Raw genomic sequence first — 19,137 nt, forward strand, 5'->3', positions numbered from 1 at the left:
AGCGGGCGGGTCCGCCCCGGGGCCGGTGGGGCCGGCGGCCGTGGCGGTGACGGCGGTGCCGGCGGTGCCGGCGGAGCAGGAGGTGTCGGCGGCAAGGGCGGCTCAGGCAGCGAGGCGGGCTCGTCCGGGGCCGACGGCCCAGAGGGGAAGACCGGTACGGGCGGCTACGGTGGCGCCGGGGGAACGGCAGGCGACGGGGCTTCAGGTTCCGCCGGATCGGACGGTCGCATCGGCACCGGCCCGGCGGGCAGTAAGGGCGGCCAGGGCGGTGCCGGTGGTCACGGTGGCGCCGGCGGCGGCGAACCCACCGACTGACCGTCACCAGTCGGCCATCACCCGTCGCCCGTTGCGCCGTCAGACCCTCAGATCGGGACCGCCTCCACGATCGAGAGCGGGCTGGCGGTGGGTATCACGCGGATCATGCCGAAGCCCGCTTCCGCCAACAGCTTTGAATATTCCGACGCGGTGCGTTCGCGGCCTCCCGCGCTGACGAGCATCTCCAGGTCAACCAGGAAACCCAGATGGGCGTCCGTGCGATCGGGCAGCACCATCTCAAACAGCAGCACTCGGCCGCCGTCGGCGATGGCCGAGCGCACGTTGCGCAAGATGGACAACGCTTCCCGGTCGTCCCAGTCGTGGATGATCGCCTTCAGCACGTAGGTGTCGCCGCCGTCTGGGACGGCGTCGAAGAACGAGCCGCCCTGTGCCCGGCACCGGTTCTGCACACCGGCCGGGCCCAGCACCGCGCCGGCGCCGGCCACCACCGACGGACGGTCGAACACGATGCCCCGGGCCTGCGGCGCCCGGCGCAGAATGGCCGCGAGGAACCCGCCCTCACCGCCGCCGACGTCGACGATCAAACTGCGGTCCCGGAAATCGTAGGCCGGAATCGCATTGTCGGTGACGGCCCGGGATCCGCCGGTCATGGCGTCGTTGAACAGTCGGGCGAACTCGGGATCAGTGTCGAGGTAGTCGAAAATCATGCTGCCACGCAGCTTTTCGACCGCGGTGCGGCCGGTCTGCACCGAATGGCTCAGCTCGCTCCAGTGCTGCCAGTGCTGGCGGCTGCCCACGAAAGCGACCATCGGGGCCATCGACTCCGGATGGTCGGTCGTGAGGGTGCGCCCCATCCGGGTCAGCGCGAACGTGCCATCGCGACGTGACTTGAGCACCCCCCGGCTCGCCAGTGCGCGCATCAACCGGTAGGTGGCCCGCGGATCGGTTCCGGCCTTCGCGGCGACAGCGTCGGCGTCGGCTGGGCCGTCGGCCAGTTGATCCGCGATACCGAGTCGTACCGCGGCGTACAGCGCCGCGGTGAACCACGACCCCACGCCGAGCTCGAGGAGCGCGATGTGGGGCGGCACCATCGCCTTGTGCAACCGGTCCAGCGCACCGCGTAGCCGGGTGACCGCGGCGAGAACGATGGCGGGCGGCGACGAGGCCACCGCCGCGGGCGGCGACGAGGCCACCGCCGCGGGCGGCGACGAGGCCACCGCCGCGGGCGGCGACGAGGCCACCGCCGCGTTGGTTGTCGTAGCCCTGCTCTGACCCTGTGGGTCCTGCATCGTCTGCGGTGCTCTCACCCCGGCGACGCTAGGAAAGGGCCCTTAATTAATTCTTGCGCAGGACTTGCGGGGGCTCAGTCCAGGTAGTCGCGGAGCACCTGAGAGCGGCTGGGATGCCGGAGCTTCGACATCGTCTTGGACTCGATCTGGCGGATCCGCTCGCGGGTCACTCCGTAGACCTGGCCGATCTCGTCGAGGGTGCGGGGCTGGCCGTCGGTGAGACCGAACCGCAGGCGCACCACGCCGGCCTCGCGTTCGGACAGCGTCTCCAGCACCGACTGCAGCTGGTCCTGCAGCAGCGTGAACGACACGGCGTCCACAGCCACCACGGCCTCGCTGTCCTCGATGAAATCGCCGAGCTGGCTGTCACCCTCGTCGCCGATGGTCTGGTCCAGCGAGATCGGCTCACGCGCGTACTGCTGGATCTCCAGCACCTTCTCCGGCGTGATGTCCATTTCCTTGGCCAGCTCTTCGGGCGTGGGCTCGCGGCCCAGGTCCTGCAGCAGCTCGCGCTGGATGCGACCCAGCTTGTTGATCACCTCGACCATGTGCACCGGGATGCGGATGGTGCGGGCCTGGTCGGCCATGGCTCGGGTGATGGCCTGACGGATCCACCAGGTGGCGTAGGTCGAGAACTTGTAGCCCTTGGTGTAGTCGAATTTCTCGACGGCGCGGATCAGGCCGAGGTTTCCTTCCTGGATGAGGTCCAGGAACGCCATGCCGCGGCCGGTGTAACGCTTGGCCAGCGACACCACCAGCCGCAGGTTCGCCTCCAGCAGATGATTCTTTGCGCGGTCCCCGTCGCGGCAGATCCACATCATGTCGCGGCGCTGTGCGGCTGGCAGTTTCTCGCCCTTTTCGGCGAGCTCGTTCATCAGCTGGGTGGCGTACAGGCCGGCCTCGATGCGCTTGGCAAGCTCGACCTCCTCCTCGGCGTTGAGCAGCGCGACCTTGCCGATCTGCTTGAGGTAGGCGCGCACCGAGTCGGCGGAGGCGGTGAGCTCGGCATCCTTGCGGGCCTGGCGCAGGGCCTCGGATTCCTCTTCGTCCCAGACGAAGTCGCCGGAAGCCTTGTCCTTCTCGGACGGCTCGGCGATGGCGTCGTCGTCGCCGTCTTTGGCCGCCTTGCCGGCCGCCTTCGGGGCGGCATCGGCGGCTTCGTCGTCGGACTCCGCGTCGTCGGCGTCGTCGTCGCCGGAGGCGTCGTCATCGACGTCGATGTCGTCAAGCTCGATGTCGGTGTCCTCGACGTCCAGATCCTCGCCCGGCTCGGCGTCGAGATCTTCGGCGCCGTCGACGTCTTCTGCGGCGAGATCGTCATCGGCCTCGGCCGACGTGGCCTTCTTGGCGCGGCCTCGGGTCGCCGGGGCGTCACCGGGTTTCGCGGCGCGTTTGGTGGCCTTCGCCTGCGCGCTCTTGGCAGCCTTCTTGGCGGGCGCCTTCTTCGCGGGGGCCTTGGCGGCGGTGCGCTTCACCGGCTCGTCGGTTGCCGGGCTTGCCTTGGTCGCTGCCACGTACACCCTTTCGGTCGTGCGGGTCGTCGGCGGGCACACATGCGCCACCGATTGTGTCGGCTATGGGGAATGTCGGCGTCGATCTCACAGCGTCATCTCAAGGTGGGATACTCCGCTGCTGTTCAGTAGGCGGCCGCCGTTGACCATTGTAACGACAGTGTGGATTGGCGCTGTGCCCAGCGGCAAATTTGACGCACGCGCGCGTCCGGTGCCTGCCGCCCTCGCCGCGGGCGCCGGCTACTTACCGGTGGCGGTGACGTCGAAGTCCGCGGCCATCGCCGCGCCGACGATCCCCGCGGTGTTCTGCAGCGCGGCGGGCACCACGGGGGTGCGGTTCTCCAGCAGCGGCACCCACTTGTCGGCCTTGCGGCTGATGCCGCCGCCGACGATGAACAGGTCCGGCCAGATGGCGTTCTCGATGGCCACGAGCACCTTGGTGACCTCTTTGGTCCAGCGCTCGTAGCTCCAGTCCTTGCGTTCCTTGACGGAGCTGGCCGCTCGGTGTTCGGCTTCCTTGCCGCCGACCTCCAGATGGCCGAACTCGGTGTTGGGCAGCAGCACCCCGTTGTGGATCACCGCCGAGCCGATCCCGGTGCCGAAGGTCAGCAACACGATGACCCCCGTGTTGTCCCGGCCGGCACCGAATTTCTCCTCGGCCAGGCCGGCGGCGTCGGCGTCGTTGAGCACCGTCACCGGCTGGCCGTTCAGCGCCCCTCCGATGACCTCCCTGGCGTTGAGTCCGATCCAGCCCTTGTCGACGTTGGCGGCGGTGCGCACGATGCCGTCGGTGACGACGCCGGGGTAAGTCACCCCCAGCGGGCCGTCCCAGCCGAAGTGGGCGACGACCTCGGCGATGGTCTTGGCCACCGCGTCCGGCGTGGCCGGCTGGGGGGTGGGCAGCTTGAACCGGTCCCCGATGAGCCGGCCGGTGTCCAGGTCGACGATGCCGCCTTTGACGCCGCTTCCGCCGACGTCGATGCCGAATCCGCGCCGCGGTGAACTCAAGCCCGGGGCGGGGGTGTCAGACGGCGGGGGTGACGCGTCGGCTGTCATGCAGGCTCCTCTGCGCAGGTGATGGCACCGGTGCTCTCGGCGCGGCGGGGGTCGCCGGGGCGCGTTTGACACCCTATCGGCTCGCCAATTGCGATGGGGGCCAGTCGCGCATCCCGCGGGTGTGCTGCGATGGACATGTGAATTCCGACAGCGAGCCCACAGGTCTGCGTGCGGTGGCAGAGCAGCTGGCGTCCGAAGCCGCCGAGTTCGTCCGGAGGCGTCGGCCCGAGGTGTTCGGACCCGGCACGGTGACCGAGGACACCCCGCCCGCAGTGCGCGTGAAGAGCACCCCGACCGATCCGGTCACCGTGGTCGACACCGAGACCGAACGATTGCTGCGCGAGCGGCTGGCGGTGTTGCGGCCCGGCGACGCGATTATCGGCGAGGAGGAAGGCGGAGCGGTCGACGCCGCCGGCGGACGGCTGACCTGGGTGCTCGACCCGATCGACGGCACTGTCAACTTCCTGTACGGGTTACCCGCCTATGCGGTCTCGGTCGGTGTGCGGCGCGACGGCGCGTCGGTGGCCGGTGCCGTGGCCGACGTCGCGGGCGCGGCGGTGTACTCGGCGGCGCTCGGGCACGGCGCCACGGTGCGCCGCGGCGGAGTCGTCACCGAATTGCGGTGCACCGACGCCACAGATCTGTCGATGGCGCTGGTGGGCACCGGGTTCTCCTACGACCGCGAGCACCGTCGCCGACAGGGCGAGATCGTGGCCCGGCTGCTCCCCGACGTCCGTGACCTCAGACGGCAGGGTTCGTGCGCACTCGATCTGTGCATGGTCGCCGAGGGGCGACTCGACGCCTACTTCGAAGACGGCGTGCATCTGTGGGACTGGGCGGCCGCAGCGCTGATCGCCGCAGAGGCGGGCGCGCACGTGCGTGCACCCGCGTCGGTGGCGGAGCCGGGGCTGATGGTGGCCGCTGCGCCCGGCATCAGCGCCTCCTTCGACGAGGCTCTGATCCGCTGCGGGGCGATCGCGCGCTGAGTGTCAGCAGGTCCCGGTGTGGGCCTTGGTGAGCAGCTCGGGGTCGGCGGGTGCGGTGGCGTCGGGAAGCAGGCTCGCCAGCACGGCGTCGATGTCGTCGCTGTGGGTCAGCTCGGCGAAGTCGGTGCCGATCGCCAGATCGACCGTGTCGTCGGTGCGGCCGTCCTGGAACAGTTCGGTGCAGGGCGCTACCAGCCACACTGCCGCTGCGGCGGCGCGGCCCGCCGGCCCGAACCGGATCTGACCCTGGCATTGCAGTCGCGCGGTCGTGTACAGCGGATCGTTGGCGGCCTCGGGTTCGGTGAAGCCCAGATCACGCAGTTCTCCTGCGATCTCACCGGCCTGCCCGCCCTGTCCGCTGGCGTTGAGCACCCGAACCCTGGCATCGGCCAGCTTGGCCGGTGTCACGTCGAGCATCGTCGAGCGGGACACCTGTTCGCCGAGGTTCGGTGCCGGGGCGCCCGGCTCGGCCGGGGGCGGGGGAGGATTGCACACCGCGGCCTGCGGCACCTCCGGCGGCCGCGACAGCGCGATCACCCAGACCAGTGTCGAGGCGACCGCCAGGCACGCGAACAGCACGATCCCGGGCACGATGTTGCGACGGCGGAAGGGGCGCCCGTGTTTGTCGAACGCCGTGCCCTCGGTGATTTGCGCGACCACGTCCAGCACTCTAGAGCCACCACCGGCAGGGCTCCGACCGGCGGCGACGACGACCCGGCCGGGAGTGTGACATAAATCACATGAGAACCGGTGTCAATCCGGGCACGAATTATTTGGCGGATGCGTTCGACGCTGGTACAAAGCAACGCTGCAACGAGCTTCACGGAGGGGACACGTTATGGCCACCGATTACGACGCCCCAAGGCGCACTGAGACCGACGACGTTTCCGAGGATTCACTGGAGGAACTGAAGGCGCGGCGCAACGAAGCTCAGTCGGCTGTCGTCGACGTCGACGAGTCGGAATCCGCGGAGAACTTCGAACTCCCGGGTGCCGATCTGTCCGGCGAGGAGTTGTCGGTCCGGGTGATCCCGAAACAGGCCGACGAGTTCACCTGCTCAAGCTGCTTCCTGGTGCATCACCGCAGCCGCCTGGCCACTGAGAAGAACGGCCAGATGATCTGCACCGACTGCGCTGCCTGACGCGTGAGCTACGCGCCTGTTCTCAGGCGCGCAGGGCGGCGAGGAGCTTGTCCGGATGCTTGGCGCTGACCAGCCAGTACGGGGTGGGATCATCCGGATCCTCCAGTACCAGCAGCACCATCGGGCCGACCCAGGCTCGGTGCACGACGTACGCAGCGGGATCGAGCTGGCGTCCCAACGCCGCCGACTTGGCCGAGCGTGGGACCTCCGCCGTGCGCGAGATGACCGAGGCCGGTAGATGTGCGTTGCCCACCCACAGCTCGGTTTCAGCGCCGCTGCTCACCACCTTGAGTTCGGTCCTGCTGAGCATCAGCAGCACGACGGCGGCCACGGGCAACAGGACCGCGTAGGGCAGCCAGCTCGGCAACGCGCTGACGCCCTGATCCACCTCGAGCGCGATCAGGGCGGCGACCCCGAGCCCGGGCACCCACCACCACAGCGGGACCCGCAGCCGCTCGCGATAGCGAACGGTTCGGGCAGTGGCACGCGTGTCTGACACGTGGCCAAGAGTAATCTCTGACGTCGTGTCCTCCTCTCTGGCGGTAGTGCGACTCGACCGCGACCTCCCGCTGCCCAGCCGGGCGCACGACGGCGACGCGGGAGTCGATCTCTACAGTGCTCAGGACGTCGAACTCGCACCGCACCAGCGGGCGTTGGTGCCGACCGGGGTGGCGGTGGCCATTCCGCACGGCATGGTCGGACTCATCCACCCGCGCTCGGGACTTGCTGCCCGCGTTGGGCTTTCGATCGTCAACAGCCCCGGCACGATCGACGCCGGGTACCGGGGGGAGATCAAGGTATCGCTGATCAACCTCGATCCCGCGGTTCCGATCGTGATCCGCCGCGGTGACCGGATCGCCCAGCTGCTGGTGCAGCGGGTCGAGTTGCCCGACCTGATCGAGGTGACGTCTTTCGATGAGGCCGGATTGGCCGACACGACGCGCGGTGACGGAGGTCACGGCTCGTCGGGCGGGCATGCCAGTCTGTAGGGGAGAGGACACCAAAGTGGGAAGACACCACAGTGACAGCGCTGAAACACCCGAGGAGGTGACGTCGGTGGACACCGACGACGAGGAGCTGGAAGGCCCCTTCGACATCGACGACTTCGACGATCCGTCGGTCGCCGTGCAGGCACGGCTGGACCTGGGCTCGGTGCTGATCCCGATGCCCCAGAACGGCCAGGTGCAGGTGGAACTCAACGAGGCCGGGGCGCCGAGCGCCATCTGGGTCGTGACTCCCAACGGCCGTTTCACGATTGCGGCGTACGCGGCGCCCAAGTCCGCCGGCTTGTGGCGGGAAGTGGCCTCGGAGCTGGCGGAGTCGCTGCGCAAAGACGCTCCGCGGGTCAGCATCGAAGACGGCCCGTGGGGCCGTGAGGTTGTCGGCTCGGCCGGAGAGGGCGCGGCCGTCGTGCGCTTCATCGGCGTGGACGGGTACCGCTGGATGGTCCGCTGTGTGGTCAACGGACCCTACGAGCGGGTGAGCGAGCTGGCTGAGGAAGCCCGAAACGCTCTGGCCGACACGGTGGTTCGCCGTGGTGACACGCCGCTGCCGGTGCGCACCCCGCTTCCGGTGCAGCTGCCGGAGCCGATGGCCGCGCAGCTGGCTGCCGCGCAGCAGCAGGCGGCGCAGCAGGCCCAGCAGGCGATGGCCCAGCAGCAGGGCGGCGCGCCGCAGCCGCCTCAGCCCCCGGCCACGCCGCAACAGCAGGAGCCGCCGCAGCCCAATGCACGCCGCTCCACGCAGGGTTCGGCGATGCAACAGCTGCGGACCATCACCGGCGGATGATCACGCGGTGGCGTCCCGCAGCGCCGCCACACACTCGGCGCCGAGTACAGCAGGATCGGCGCCGATCGCGTCGAGGGTGACGGTGCGCAGCGCCGCGCACGGCGCGGCGGTCGCCCACTCGACGCCGACCTCCAGCGGGTGCACCGGGTCGTCGGCGGCCGACACCACGCCGAGCGGGACGCCCAGGTACTCCAGCTCGATACTGGTCGGCGCCACATACCGAGCGGCCTCCTCCATCGCGTCCGGCAGCGCCGGCCACTGTCCGAGCCACGATCGGGTCAGTTCCCGGGCCAGCCATCCCGGGCTGCTCGACTGCATCTGCGCGGTGGCCGCCGCCAGCCCGTCGCGGCGCAGCGTCTCGGCCGAGTAGCGAGCGGCCATCGCTGCCGGCGCCGCGTCGGGGTCCCCGGTCCAGGCGGGCAGGGCGGCCAGCACTGCCACTACGTCCTGCGGGTGGGCCAGCGCCCATTCCAGGGCCACCGCCGCGCCGATCGACACACCGCCCACCACGATCGGTCCGGACCGGGCGGCATCGCGCAGCCCGTCGCGGTAGCCGTCGACGAGACGCTCGGGCTGCGGGGGCGGGGTCACCACCACCGCACCGGCGTCGTGCAGCGCGGGGGAGAACGCCCGGTAGACGAAATCGTCGTCGGACCCTGTTCCGGGGAGCAGGACCGCGGTGACGCCGCGCAGAGTGACCGTCATGTTTTGATCGTGCCCTGTCGTGGAACTCACATCGACGCGACCCCAACACCACTCGCGCTGTAGTTAGCATCTGGGAACCAAGAGGTCTACCGTGGCGTTGGTTTAACAGCATCCATTTGGATTGGCAGAAGGTCAGGAGAGGCCATGGCCACGGCCGAGGGATATCTTCGCCGGCTCACCCGCCGGTTGACCGAAGATCCTGAACAACTCGACGTCGAAGAACTCAACGACGAAGCCGCCGGTACGGGCGCCCAGAAGGCGATCGACTGTCAGCGCGGTCAGGAAGTCACGATGATCGGCACCTTGCGCAGCGTTGAGTGCAACGGCAAGAGCTGCGCCGGCGGGGTGAAGGCGGAACTGTTCGACGGTACTGACTCGGTGATGCTGGTCTGGTTGGGGCAGCGTCGCATCCCGGGTATCGAGTCGGGCCGCACCCTCAAGGTGCACGGCCGAGTCGGCAAGTTGGACAACGGATCCAAGGCGATCTACAACCCCCACTACGAGATCCAGAAGTGAGCGACCCGGGCACCGATCCGGGTACGCACCAGACCCCTCCGGCACGCGGCGCCGCCGTCCTGGAACAGATGGGCGGCGTCAGCGGCCTGATCTACTCCTCGCTGCCCGTCGTGGTGTTCGTCCCGGTGTCTTCCCTTTTCGGGCTGATGCCCGCAATCGCTGCCGCGCTTGGGGTGGCCACCGTGATCCTGATCTGGCGGTTGGTCCGCCGGGAGACCGCCCAGCCGGCGATCTCCGGGTTCTTCGCCGTCGGGATCAGCGCGCTGATCGCCTATCTCGTCGGTGCGTCGAAGGGGTACTTCCTGCTCGGCATCTGGACGTCGCTGTTCTGGGCCGTGGTGTTCACGGCGTCGGTGGTGATCCGTCGCCCGGTCGTCGGCTACATCTGGGGCTGGGTGCACACCGGCGACCGGCGCTGGCGCGAGGAGCGCCGGGCGGTGCGTGCGTTCGACGTCGCCACACTGGTATGGGCGGCGGTGTTCACCTCGCGGTTCGTGGTTCAGCAGCATCTCTACGACGCCGATCAGACGGGCTGGCTCGGCGTCGCGCGGATCGCGATGGGATGGCCGCTGACGGCGGTCGCCGCGGTGGTCACCTACATCGCGATACGGGGCGCTCAGCGAGCCTTACGGGAACGCGGCTTGCACGAGCCGGCCACCCCCGAACCCCGCGACGACGCGGCCCACGAGCCGAACTGACAGAACTCACCGCTGCTGCGGATTGAGCAGCAACTCACGCAGCTGGTCTTCGGCTTCGGTGACCGCGACGAACAACAGCTCGTCACCGCCTTCGAGCGGCTCGTCGCGCTCCGGGACGATCACCCGGGGACCCCGCAGGATCGTCACCAACGTCACGTCCCTGGGCAGGTCAAGACGTTTGACCGGCTTACCGCCCCACGGCGTGTCGTCGGGCAGCGTGATCTCGACCAGGTTGGCCTGGCCCTTACGGAACTCCATCAACCGCACCAGGTCGCCGACCGACACCGCCTCCTCGACGAGCGACGCCAGCATGCGCGGCGTGGAGACCGCGACGTCGACGCCCCAGGACTCATCGAAGAGCCACTCGTTGCGCGGGTCGTTCACCCGGGCCACCACACGCGGAACCGCGAACTCCGTCTTGGCCAGCAGGCTGACCACAACGTTGGCTTTGTCGTCACCCGTGGCGGCGATGACGACGTCGAACTCCTCCAGTTTGACTGATTCGAGCAGGCTCAGCTCGCACGCGTCGCCCAGGCGCCAGACCGCGGCCGGAACGGTTTCGACGTCGATGTGATCGGGATTGCGCTCCAGCAGCGTGACCTGGTGGGACTCGACGAGCTCGCGCGCGATGGACCGGCCCACCGCGCCTGCCCCGGCGATCGCGACCTTCATCACCCTGCTCCTCGCGTCCGCGTCATCACACTGCTCCTCGCGTCCGCATCAGCCCTCCGGGTCCTCGCTGGGCGGCAACGCGGCGATCGCCAGCGCCTCGGCGATGTGCCCCGACACCGCGGCCATGTAAACCTGGTCTCCGGCTTGGATGACGGTCTTCGCGTCGGGCAGCAGCCCGGCGCCGAAGCGGATCAAGAACGCCACCCGGCCCGACGTCGCGGACTCCAGCTCAGTGAGGCGGCGGCCCACCCAGTCCTCGTGCAGCGCCAGCTCGGTGACCCCGACGTTGCCGGTAGGGTCGCGCCACTTGGTGGTCTCGGTCTCCCGCGTCAGCACGTTGAGCAGCCGATCGGTGGTCCACGGCACGGTCGCCACGGTGGGGATGCCGAGCCGCTCGTAGACGGCCGCGCGCTTGGCGTCGTAGATGCGCGCCACCACCCGTTGCACGCCGAACGTCTCGCGCGCCACCCGCGCGGAGATGATGTTCGAGTTGTCGCCCGAAGACACCGCGGCGAACGCAGAGGCGCCCTCGATACCTGCCCGGATCAGCACATCGCGATCGAAACCCATGCCGAGCACCCGCTCACCCGGGAACTCCGCGGAGAGCCGGTGGAATGCGGTGGCGTCGCGGTCGATCACCGCGACGTCGTGGCCGATCCTGGCCAGGCTGTCCGACAGCGATGCGCCGACACGGCCACACCCCATCACCACTACACGCACCTGACGGTCCTTTCCCGGCCGAGGTCGCTGCAAAACCCATGCACGCGGAACGCTACCGCTTTCCGACGGTTGCGGGCCGTCGGGCTTACTCTTGGCACTCGTGTCCAAGCTTTCGACCGTCGCCCGGCGATTGGTGCTGGGCCGGCCGTTCCGCAGTGACAAGCTGTCGCACACCCTGCTACCCAAGCGGATAGCGTTGCCGGTCTTCGCCTCCGACGCGCTGTCCTCGACGGCGTACGCGCCCGAGGAGATCTTCCTGGTGCTGTCGGTGGCCGGCCTGGCCGCCTACTCGATGGCGCCGTGGATCGGGCTGGCCGTGGCCGCGGTGATGCTGGTCGTGATCGCCAGTTACCGGCAGAACGTGCACGCCTACCCGTCCGGCGGCGGCGACTACGAGGTGGTGACCACCAATCTCGGCCCCACCGCCGGGCTGACGGTGGCCAGCGCGCTGTTGGTCGACTACGTGTTGACCGTCGCGGTGTCGATGTCCTCGGCGATGTCGAACATCGGGTCCGCGATACCGTTCGTCAACGACCACAAGGTGCTGTTCGCCGTCATCGCGATCCTGCTGCTCGCGTCACTGAACATGCGGGGTATCCGCGAGTCCGGCACCGCGTTCGCGATTCCCACCTACGCGTTCATGATCGGCATGTACCTGATGCTGGTGTGGGGCTTCGTCCAGATCTACGCGCTGGACATCCCGCTGCGGGCGGAGTCGGCCGACTTCGAGATGCATTCCGAGCACGGCGACGTCGTCGGCTTCGCGCTGGTGTTCCTTGTGGCCCGTGCGTTCTCGTCCGGCAGCGCGGCGCTGACCGGTGTCGAGGCCATCAGCAACGGTGTGCCCGCGTTCCGTAAACCGAAGTCGCGCAACGCCGCAACCACGCTGCTGCTGCTCGGCGTGATCGCGATCACACTGTTCATGGGTATCATCATGCTGGCCAAGGCAACCGGCGTGAAGATCGCCGAACGTCCCCATGAACAACTCGTCGGCGCGCCGCCCGACTATCACCAGAAAACACTGATCGCGCAGCTGGCCGAGGCGGTGTTCCATGGCTTCCCGCTGGGGCTCTACCTGATCGCCGGCGTCACCGCACTGATCCTGGTGCTGGCCGCCAACACCGCGTTCAACGGCTTCCCGGTGCTGGGATCGATTTTGGCTCAGGACCGCTTCCTGCCGCGTCAGCTGCACACCCGCGGTGACCGGCTGGCGTTTTCCAACGGGATCCTGTTCCTGGCGTTCGGCGCGATCGCCTTCGTGGTGGCGTTCCAGGCCCAGGTCACCGCGCTGATCCAGCTCTACATCGTCGGGGTGTTCGTGTCGTTCACCCTCAGCCAGGTCGGGATGGTCCGGCACTGGACCCGGCTGTTGCGCAACGAGACCGATCCGGCTGCGCGCCGACGGATGATGCGGGCGCGGGTGATCAACACCGTGGGGCTGGTCTGCACCGGAACCGTGCTGGTCATCGTCGTGGTGACCAAATTCCTCGTCGGGGCGTGGATCGCGATACTGGCGATGGCCGCATTGTTCGGGATCATGAAGCTGATCCACCGGCACTACGCGGCGGTCAGCCAGGAGCTGGACGCCCAGGCCGCCGAGACCGAGGACATCGTGCTGCCCAGCCGTAACCACGCGATCGTGCTGGTCTCCAACCTCCACATGCCCACGCTGCGCGCGCTTGCGTATGCCCGGGCCACCAGACCCGACGTGCTGGAAGCGGTCACCGTCAGCGTCGACGATGCCGAGACCCGCCAGCTGGTGCACAAGTGGGAGCACAGCGACATCAGCGTGCCGCTGAAGGTGATCGCCTCGCCGTACCGGGAGATCACCCGCCCCGTGCTCGACTACGTCAAGAGGGTGAGCAAGGACTCGCCCCGCACGGTGGTCACCGTGTTCATCCCCGAGTATGTCGTCGGCCACTGGTGGGAACAGGTGCTGCACAACCAGAGTGCGCTGCGGCTGAAAGGCCGCCTGCTGTTCGAACCCAACGTGATGGTGACGTCGGTGCCCTGGCAGCTGAGTTCGTCGGAGCGATTGAAGAAGCTGGCGCCGCAGTCCGCACCCGGAGACGCACGCAAGGGGTTCCTGGATTGAGTGACGACCTGGTGCTGACCACCACCGCGGCAGCCAACGGCGGCAGCTGTGTCGCGCGCCACGACGGTCGGGTGGTGTTTGTGCGCTACGCGCTGCCGGGGGAGACGGTCCGCGCCCGGCTCGTCGACGAGCGCGGGTCGTACTGGAACGCCGAGACGGTCGAGGTGCTCGAACCGTCGCCGGACCGCGTCGACACCCTCTGCCCGATCGCGGGCGCAGGTGGTTCCGGCTGCTGCGATCTCGCGTTCGCCGACCCCGCCGCGGCGCGCCGGATCAAGGGCGCTGTAGTCGCCAATCAACTTGTCCGGCTTGGCAATCACCGCTGGCTAGACGAGTCGGAGGCCTCCGCCGAGCCGGTCGGCGACGGTGCCGTGACCGGATGGCGGACCCGGGTACGCCTCGATACCTCGCCCGACGGCCGCGTCGGTTTCCACCGCTATCACAGCGCCGAGCTGGTGCATCGGCTCGACTGCGCACAGCTGCCCCCAGGCATGCTCGACGGGCTGGCAGACACCCGCTGGCCGGCCGGGGCCGCCGTCCACGTCGTCATCGACGACGACGGTAACCGGCACGTCGCGCATGCCGGGCGCGGCCGCCGCACCACCGTCGTGGAAGGCGACTATGAGGCGGTGCAGCGGGTACATGGGCGGTCCTGGCGGGTGCCGGTCACCGCGTTCTGGCAGGCGCACCGGGAAGCACCCGCGCTCTACAGCGGGCTGGTAGCGCAGTGGGCTGCGCTCGAACCGGGCATGACCGCCTGGGACTTATACGGCGGCGCAGGCGTTTTCGCCGCGGCGCTGGCCGGCGAGGTCGGCGACACCGGCTCGGTGCTGACCGTGGACACCTCCAGGGGCGCGTCGCGGTCGGCACGCGCGGCGCTGGCGGACCTGGGCAACGTGACCGTGCTGACGGATTCGGTGCGCCGCGCGCTGAGCGGGCAGCGCCGGCGCGCCGACGTCGCGGTGCTGGATCCGCCCCGCACCGGCGCCGGCCGCGAGGTGATCGGTTTGCTGGCCGGTGCCGAGGTGCCGCGCATCGTCCATATCGGTTGCGAGGCAGCGTCGTTCGCCCGCGATGTAGGTCTCTACGTGGAGCACGGGTATGCGGTCGAGCAGCTGCGCGTGTTCGACTCGTTCCCGCTGACCCACCATGTCGAGTGCGTCGCCGTGCTGCGCAGGTGAGACAGGTTCAGGGCTGCGCAGGCTCCAGAGCATCGACGGCTTGTTCCATCCGGTCGAGGGCCTCACGCATCTGATCGAGCGCTTCGCGAAGCTCTGTCGCCGAAATCGGACCGTCGGAGCCCGGGGGAAGCGGAACCGCGCGTTGCGCGTCCGGCGCGGTTTCGGGTGCTGGGAGCGGATCGGTCGGTCCCGGGGCCGAAGGCGGCTGGGCAAAGGGAGGCGGGACCGAGGCGGCATCTCCGCCCGGCGCGGTGGCGACACGGCCCGTACCCGAGCCGAAGATCTGGTCCAGCGCCTCAGACAGGGTCGGGGCGTACCCCACCCGCACGCCGCCGCCTCCGGGTTCGCGGAAACTCGCCAGCACCCGCGACAGCTGTGGGAAGGTCGAACTGTTCGGATTCGTCGAGATGCGTTCGGTGTAGAGCGGTTCGACGTACAGCACGCCGCCGTCGGCGATCGGCAGGGTGAGCAGGTTGCCGTAGTGGATCTGGTTCGACCGCTCCAGCAGGGTTCGTTCGGAAGCCACCCGGGTGTCGGAGATCATCGAGTTCTGGATCTGTTGCGGGCCCTGGGTGAGGGTGTCGGTCGGTAGCTGCAGTACCGAGAGCTTCCCGTAATCGTGCGGGTCGGAGCCGGCGGAAATGTAGGCCGACAGGAATTCCCGGCTGTAGCCCACCATCGCCGTGGCCAGCCGGAACGACGGCTCTGCGGTCTCCTCGTCGCCGATGAGCACATAGAACGGTGGTTGCGCCGAGGTGGCCTCATTGGTGGGATCGCTCGGGACCGACCAGAAAGCGTTGGTGGTGAAGAATTCTCGGGGCTCGTCCACGTGGTACTTCGACAGCAGTTCGCGCTGCACGCGGAACAGGTCCTCCGGATAGCGGAAGTGCGCCCGCAGCTGGTCGGGAATGTCGTCTGCGCTCGTGACGGTGCCTGGCAGTGCGCGCATCCACGCCGCCAGGACCGGGTCGTCGGTGTCGAATTGATAGAGCGTGACGGTTCCGTCATACGCATCGACGGTCGCCTTGACCGAGTTGCGGGCGTACCCCACCGCACTGCCCTGCCGGAATGACCCGCTCGGGGTGAGCGCCGGCTGTTCCAGCAAGGCGCGGGCGGCGTACGGATACCGGTCCAGCGTGGTGTAGGCGTCGACGACCCATACGATGCGTCCATCGACGACCGCGGGGTAGGTGTTGGCGTCAGTGGTCAGCCACGGCGCCACCCGCTCGACCCTCTTCTTGGGATCCCGGTGAAGGATCAACTTCGACTCCGCGCCGATCGCCCGCGAGAACAGGATGTTGCGCTCGGTCAATTTGGCGGCGAAAACGCTGCGGTTGAACCAGTTTCCGATGGGAACGCCGCCGGCTCCGGTGTAGGTGTAGGTCGAGGTGTCGGTGTCGTACTCGCGAGGCTGCGCCCCCGGGGCGCCGCCGACGATCGCATAATCGGGATCGGCTCGGGCGATCACCTCACCGAAGTAGATGCGCGGCTGCTCGACGGGGATGACCTGGTGGCCTGACGCCTGCGTGGCGATGTCGCTGACGGCGTAGATCGGGTAGCCGCTGTTGCTCTCCGAGGCCTCGGCGGCTTCACGCACCGCGGCATTGACCCGGTTCGCGGGCGCGGCGACGAACCCGTTGCCGTGCGTGTAGACGGTGTGGCGATTGATCCAGTCGGTCTGGTTGCCGGTCAGCGAATCCGGGGACAGTTCACGCACACCCACGATGTAGTCCTGCACCCGACCGTCGATGCGGTAACGGTCGATGTCCAGGGCCTCCGGGAAGCTGTAGAAATTCTTCAGCTGCTGTTGCTGGGTGAAAGTCCGCGACAGGATGTTGGGGTCCAGCAGGCGCACCTGGGCGATGGTGGTCCGGTCCGCCGGCACGTCGACGGGAGAGGTGGTGCCGATACCGGGGTAGTCGCGGTATTCGACGTGGTCGCGGCCGAGTCGGAAGGCCGCGCGGGTGGCATCGATGTTGCGGTCGATGTAGGGCGCTTCGAGATCGGCGGCGTTGGGCCGCACGGAGAACTGCTCCATCAACATCGGCCAGGCGCCGCCCACCAACAGCGACGACAGCACCAGGAGCGCGGTGGCCATCGCCGGAATCCGCATGTCGCGAAGGAAGACCGCGGCGAAGAACGACACGGCACACAGCACGGCGATCGCCAACAGCACGAGTTTGGCCGGCAGCGCCGCGTGGATGTCGGTGTAGCCGGCGCCGGTGAACGTGGGCTCTTTGCGGTCCGCGGAGAGCAGTTCGTAACGGTCGAACCAGTAGGCCACCGCTTTGAGCATGATCGCCGTGCCCGCGAGGACCGCGATCTGCACGCGTGCCGGCTGGGTCAGCGTGCCCTTGCCGGCGCCGATGCGCAGCCCTCCGAACAGATAGTTCGCGGCCAGGTTGGCCAGCAGCGCCATCACGCAGGCCACGAGTAACCAGTTCAGCACTATGCGGTAGAACGGCAGATCGAACACGTAGAAGCTGATGTCGTGGCCGAACTCGGGGTCTGCGATGCCGAACGCGCCGCCGTGGAGGAACAGTTGCACCGTCGTCCAGCGCAGCTGGGCGATCAGTCCGCAGAGCAGACCCGCAATGGCCGCGATGCCGAACGCGGTCAGCCGGGGCCTCGCCATCGCGGCCGCGCGGTACGGATCGAGCGGTTCTGACCTGATCTCAGCCGGCACGAACACCGGGCGGGTGCGGTAGGCCAGCAGGGCAGCGGCCATCACCGCACCCCCGACCAATGTCGCGGCGGCGATGAAAATCCCCAGCCGGGTGAGCAACACCGTCACCCAGACCGATCGGTAGCCGACTTCTCCGAACCACAACCAATCGACGTAGGCGTCGACAGCGCGGGGGCCGACGATGAGCAGCGTCACGCACCCCGCAGCGACGAACAACGCGGCGCGGGTGCGGCGGGGGAGGTGTGCGAACCTGGCCGACGGCGCAGTCTTCATCAGGGCGCTCCGATCGCGGTGATGTGCCGTCGATCCGGGCATACCGAGGCACCGGTGCGGCCAGTCTCCCGGCAGAACGCCGACAGAGGTCGGACCCGGCTCGGCGAGTGCGCGAGTGGCGAATGGCCTACATTGATCGTAGTTGGTGTGCCGGGAAGTCTGGTCGGCCTTGCTTTGACGACCACAAATGATGGGACTCTCGATTTGGCAACCAGCCCGTTCTCGCCGATGCGCCGCCCGGTCTTCTCACGAGGTTCCTGGGCGGAGACCCGCCGGGTCACCGAAATTCTCCGCAAGGAAACCGTCGGCGGCGCCATCCTCCTGGTGGCCGCCGCTGCGGCGTTGATCTGGGCGAATTCCCCGTGGGCGCAGAGCTACTTCGCGCTGCGCGATCTCGAGCTGGGAGGCGAATGGTTCGGGCTGCACCTGAACCTCACGCTGGGGGCCTGGGCCGCCGACGGGCTGCTGGCGATCTTCTTTCTGGTGGTCGGCTTTGAGCTCAAGCGGGAGTTCGTTGCCGGCGATCTACGGGATCCGAGTCGGGCGGCGCTGCCGATCGCTGCCGCGGTCGGCGGCATGGTGGTGCCCGCGCTGATCTTCGTCCTGGTGAACCTCAACACCGGGGACGGGGCGTTGCGCGGCTGGGCGATCCCGACTGCCACGGACATCGCGTTCGCGGTGGCGGTGCTCGCCGTGATCGCCACCCATCTGCCGTCCGCGCTGAGGACGTTCCTGCTGACGCTGGCCGTCATCGATGACCTGCTGGCGATCACCGTCATCGCCGTGTTCTACACCCAGGAGATCAACGGGTGGGCGTTGGCCCTGGCGGTGGTTCCGCTGGCGCTCTTCACAGTGTGCGTCCAGCGCGGCGTCCAGAAGTGGTGGGTGCTCGTCCCTCTGGCGGTGGCGGTGTGGGTGCTGGTGCACGAGTCGGGTGTGCACGCCACGGTGGCCGGCGTGCTGCTCGGTTTCGCGGTTCCGGTGCGGCGATCGGCGACACAGCGGGGACGTGAAGTCGAGCCGGAGCACCGGGTGGGTATGGCCGAGTATTTCGAACACCGGTTCCGTCCGATCTCGGCCGGCGTCGCGATTCCGGTGTTCGCCTTCTTCGCCGCCGGTGTGAGCATCGGTGGTCTCAGCGGGCTGACCCGGGCACTCGGCGATCCGATCACCTTGGGAATCGTGCTCGGCCTGGTCTTGGGCAAGCCGATCGGGATCCTGCTCACCACCCGTGTCCTGTCGGCGGTGACGCGGGCCAGCCTGGATTCGTCGTTGCGGTGGGTGGACGTGCTCGGGATGTCCATGCTGGCCGGCGTCGGGTTCACCGTGTCGCTGTTGATCGGCGACCTGGCCTACGGCATGGGGTCCGAACGTGACGAATTTGTGAAGATCGGTGTGTTGTCCGGCTCGCTGCTGGCGGCCACGTTGGCGGCCGGCATCCTGCTCACCAGAAACCGTGTCTACCGGCGGATATACCAGGAAGAAACGGCCGATGCCGACCGCGACGGAGTGCCCGATGTCTACCAGACTCGACAGGACTGACC

The 19,137-nt window shown here is 68.5% G+C and carries 18 protein-coding genes and 1 pseudogene; 10 read left to right on the top strand and 9 right to left on the bottom strand.

The genetic code is table 11. From position 1 onward, the window contains the following. A pseudogene (locus tag ACXMYJ_RS20330) lies at nucleotides 1-315 on the top strand (hypothetical protein); the annotation flags it as partial. Nucleotides 316-362: 47 nt separating this feature from the next. Here the strand turns inward: ACXMYJ_RS20330 and ACXMYJ_RS20335 are convergent. From ACXMYJ_RS20335 to ppgK, 3 genes are all read right to left on the bottom strand, one after another. Then, the gene (locus ACXMYJ_RS20335; protein WP_460358687.1) at nucleotides 363-1,583 is read right to left on the bottom strand and encodes a methyltransferase; all 1,221 of its coding nucleotides are present in this window, start codon (nucleotides 1,581-1,583) and stop codon (nucleotides 363-365) included. A gap of 56 nt (nucleotides 1,584-1,639) precedes the next feature. Further along, nucleotides 1,640-3,079 (bottom strand): RNA polymerase sigma factor, encoded by a 1,440-nt coding sequence (locus ACXMYJ_RS20340; RefSeq protein WP_260751764.1) that lies wholly within the window; start codon nucleotides 3,077-3,079, stop codon nucleotides 1,640-1,642. Nucleotides 3,080-3,316: 237 nt separating this feature from the next. Next, a complete protein-coding gene (gene ppgK, locus ACXMYJ_RS20345; protein WP_260751765.1) occupies nucleotides 3,317-4,132 on the bottom strand; it encodes a polyphosphate--glucose phosphotransferase in 816 nt (271 codons plus the stop codon). Between the two features lie 137 nt (nucleotides 4,133-4,269). On the opposite strand from ppgK, the gene ACXMYJ_RS20350 reads away from it, so the two are divergent. After that, nucleotides 4,270-5,118: an inositol monophosphatase family protein gene (locus ACXMYJ_RS20350; protein ID WP_460358688.1), complete on the top strand. Its 849-nt coding sequence runs from the start codon at nucleotides 4,270-4,272 to the stop codon at nucleotides 5,116-5,118. Nucleotides 5,119-5,121: 3 nt separating this feature from the next. Here the strand turns inward: ACXMYJ_RS20350 and cei are convergent, their stop codons facing one another. Then, the gene (gene cei / locus ACXMYJ_RS20355; RefSeq protein ID WP_260751767.1) at nucleotides 5,122-5,778 is read right to left on the bottom strand and encodes an envelope integrity protein Cei; all 657 of its coding nucleotides are present in this window, start codon (nucleotides 5,776-5,778) and stop codon (nucleotides 5,122-5,124) included. Between the two features lie 178 nt (nucleotides 5,779-5,956). On the opposite strand from cei, the gene ACXMYJ_RS20360 reads away from it, so the two are divergent. Continuing rightward, entirely contained in the window at nucleotides 5,957-6,259 is a 303-nt protein-coding gene (locus ACXMYJ_RS20360) for a DUF4193 domain-containing protein (protein ID WP_260751769.1), read from the top strand. A gap of 22 nt (nucleotides 6,260-6,281) precedes the next feature. Here the strand turns inward: ACXMYJ_RS20360 and ACXMYJ_RS20365 are convergent, their stop codons facing one another. Next, the gene (locus ACXMYJ_RS20365; RefSeq protein WP_260751771.1) at nucleotides 6,282-6,758 is read right to left on the bottom strand and encodes a DUF3093 domain-containing protein; all 477 of its coding nucleotides are present in this window, start codon (nucleotides 6,756-6,758) and stop codon (nucleotides 6,282-6,284) included. Between the two features lie 25 nt (nucleotides 6,759-6,783). Between ACXMYJ_RS20365 and dut the strand changes: the two genes are divergently transcribed. Further along, the gene (dut, locus tag ACXMYJ_RS20370) at nucleotides 6,784-7,248 is read left to right on the top strand and encodes a dUTP diphosphatase (protein WP_260751773.1); all 465 of its coding nucleotides are present in this window, start codon (nucleotides 6,784-6,786) and stop codon (nucleotides 7,246-7,248) included. Then, nucleotides 7,235-8,047 (top strand): DUF3710 domain-containing protein, encoded by an 813-nt coding sequence (locus ACXMYJ_RS20375; protein ID WP_396884446.1) that lies wholly within the window; start codon nucleotides 7,235-7,237, stop codon nucleotides 8,045-8,047. The genes dut and ACXMYJ_RS20375 overlap by 14 nt, the downstream gene beginning before the upstream one ends. Here the strand turns inward: ACXMYJ_RS20375 and ACXMYJ_RS20380 are convergent, their stop codons facing one another. Continuing rightward, nucleotides 8,048-8,752 carry an alpha/beta fold hydrolase gene (locus ACXMYJ_RS20380; RefSeq protein ID WP_460358689.1) on the bottom strand — a complete coding sequence of 235 codons (705 nt, stop codon included), beginning with the start codon at nucleotides 8,750-8,752 and terminating at the stop codon, nucleotides 8,048-8,050. A 144-nt stretch (nucleotides 8,753-8,896) separates the two neighbouring features. Here ACXMYJ_RS20380 and ACXMYJ_RS20385 point away from each other — a divergent pair, with 144 nt between their 5' ends. Next, nucleotides 8,897-9,268 carry an OB-fold nucleic acid binding domain-containing protein gene (locus ACXMYJ_RS20385; protein WP_260751777.1) on the top strand — a complete coding sequence of 124 codons (372 nt, stop codon included), beginning with the start codon at nucleotides 8,897-8,899 and terminating at the stop codon, nucleotides 9,266-9,268. Beyond that, complete coding sequence (locus tag ACXMYJ_RS20390; RefSeq protein WP_260751778.1) at nucleotides 9,265-9,966, top strand: DUF3159 domain-containing protein; 702 nt, start codon at nucleotides 9,265-9,267, stop codon at nucleotides 9,964-9,966. Before ACXMYJ_RS20385 ends, ACXMYJ_RS20390 begins: the two co-directional genes overlap by 4 nt. 6 nt (nucleotides 9,967-9,972) lie before the next feature. Here the strand turns inward: ACXMYJ_RS20390 and ACXMYJ_RS20395 are convergent, their stop codons facing one another. Next, nucleotides 9,973-10,638 carry a potassium channel family protein gene (locus ACXMYJ_RS20395; protein ID WP_260751779.1) on the bottom strand — a complete coding sequence of 222 codons (666 nt, stop codon included), beginning with the start codon at nucleotides 10,636-10,638 and terminating at the stop codon, nucleotides 9,973-9,975. A gap of 48 nt (nucleotides 10,639-10,686) precedes the next feature. After that, complete coding sequence (locus tag ACXMYJ_RS20400) at nucleotides 10,687-11,358, bottom strand: potassium channel family protein (RefSeq protein WP_260751780.1); 672 nt, start codon at nucleotides 11,356-11,358, stop codon at nucleotides 10,687-10,689. Nucleotides 11,359-11,458: 100 nt separating this feature from the next. Here ACXMYJ_RS20400 and ACXMYJ_RS20405 point away from each other — a divergent pair, with 100 nt between their 5' ends. Continuing rightward, nucleotides 11,459-13,453, top strand: a complete 1,995-nt coding sequence (locus ACXMYJ_RS20405; RefSeq protein ID WP_460358690.1) for an APC family permease — start codon at nucleotides 11,459-11,461, stop codon at nucleotides 13,451-13,453. Beyond that, entirely contained in the window at nucleotides 13,450-14,634 is a 1,185-nt protein-coding gene (locus ACXMYJ_RS20410; protein ID WP_460358691.1) for a class I SAM-dependent RNA methyltransferase, read from the top strand. The genes ACXMYJ_RS20405 and ACXMYJ_RS20410 overlap by 4 nt, the downstream gene beginning before the upstream one ends. Nucleotides 14,635-14,641: 7 nt before the next feature. Here ACXMYJ_RS20410 and ACXMYJ_RS20415 read toward each other — a convergent pair whose 3' ends face one another. Beyond that, nucleotides 14,642-17,593, bottom strand: coding sequence for a UPF0182 family protein (locus ACXMYJ_RS20415; protein WP_260751784.1), 2,952 nt, complete (start codon nucleotides 17,591-17,593; stop codon nucleotides 14,642-14,644). Between the two features lie 228 nt (nucleotides 17,594-17,821). On the opposite strand from ACXMYJ_RS20415, the gene nhaA reads away from it, so the two are divergent. Next, nucleotides 17,822-19,135: a Na+/H+ antiporter NhaA gene (gene nhaA, locus ACXMYJ_RS20420; RefSeq protein WP_260758073.1), complete on the top strand. Its 1,314-nt coding sequence runs from the start codon at nucleotides 17,822-17,824 to the stop codon at nucleotides 19,133-19,135. Nucleotides 19,136-19,137: the final 2 nt, after the last annotated feature.

This window comes from Mycobacterium sp. ZZG, from assembly GCF_054786995.1.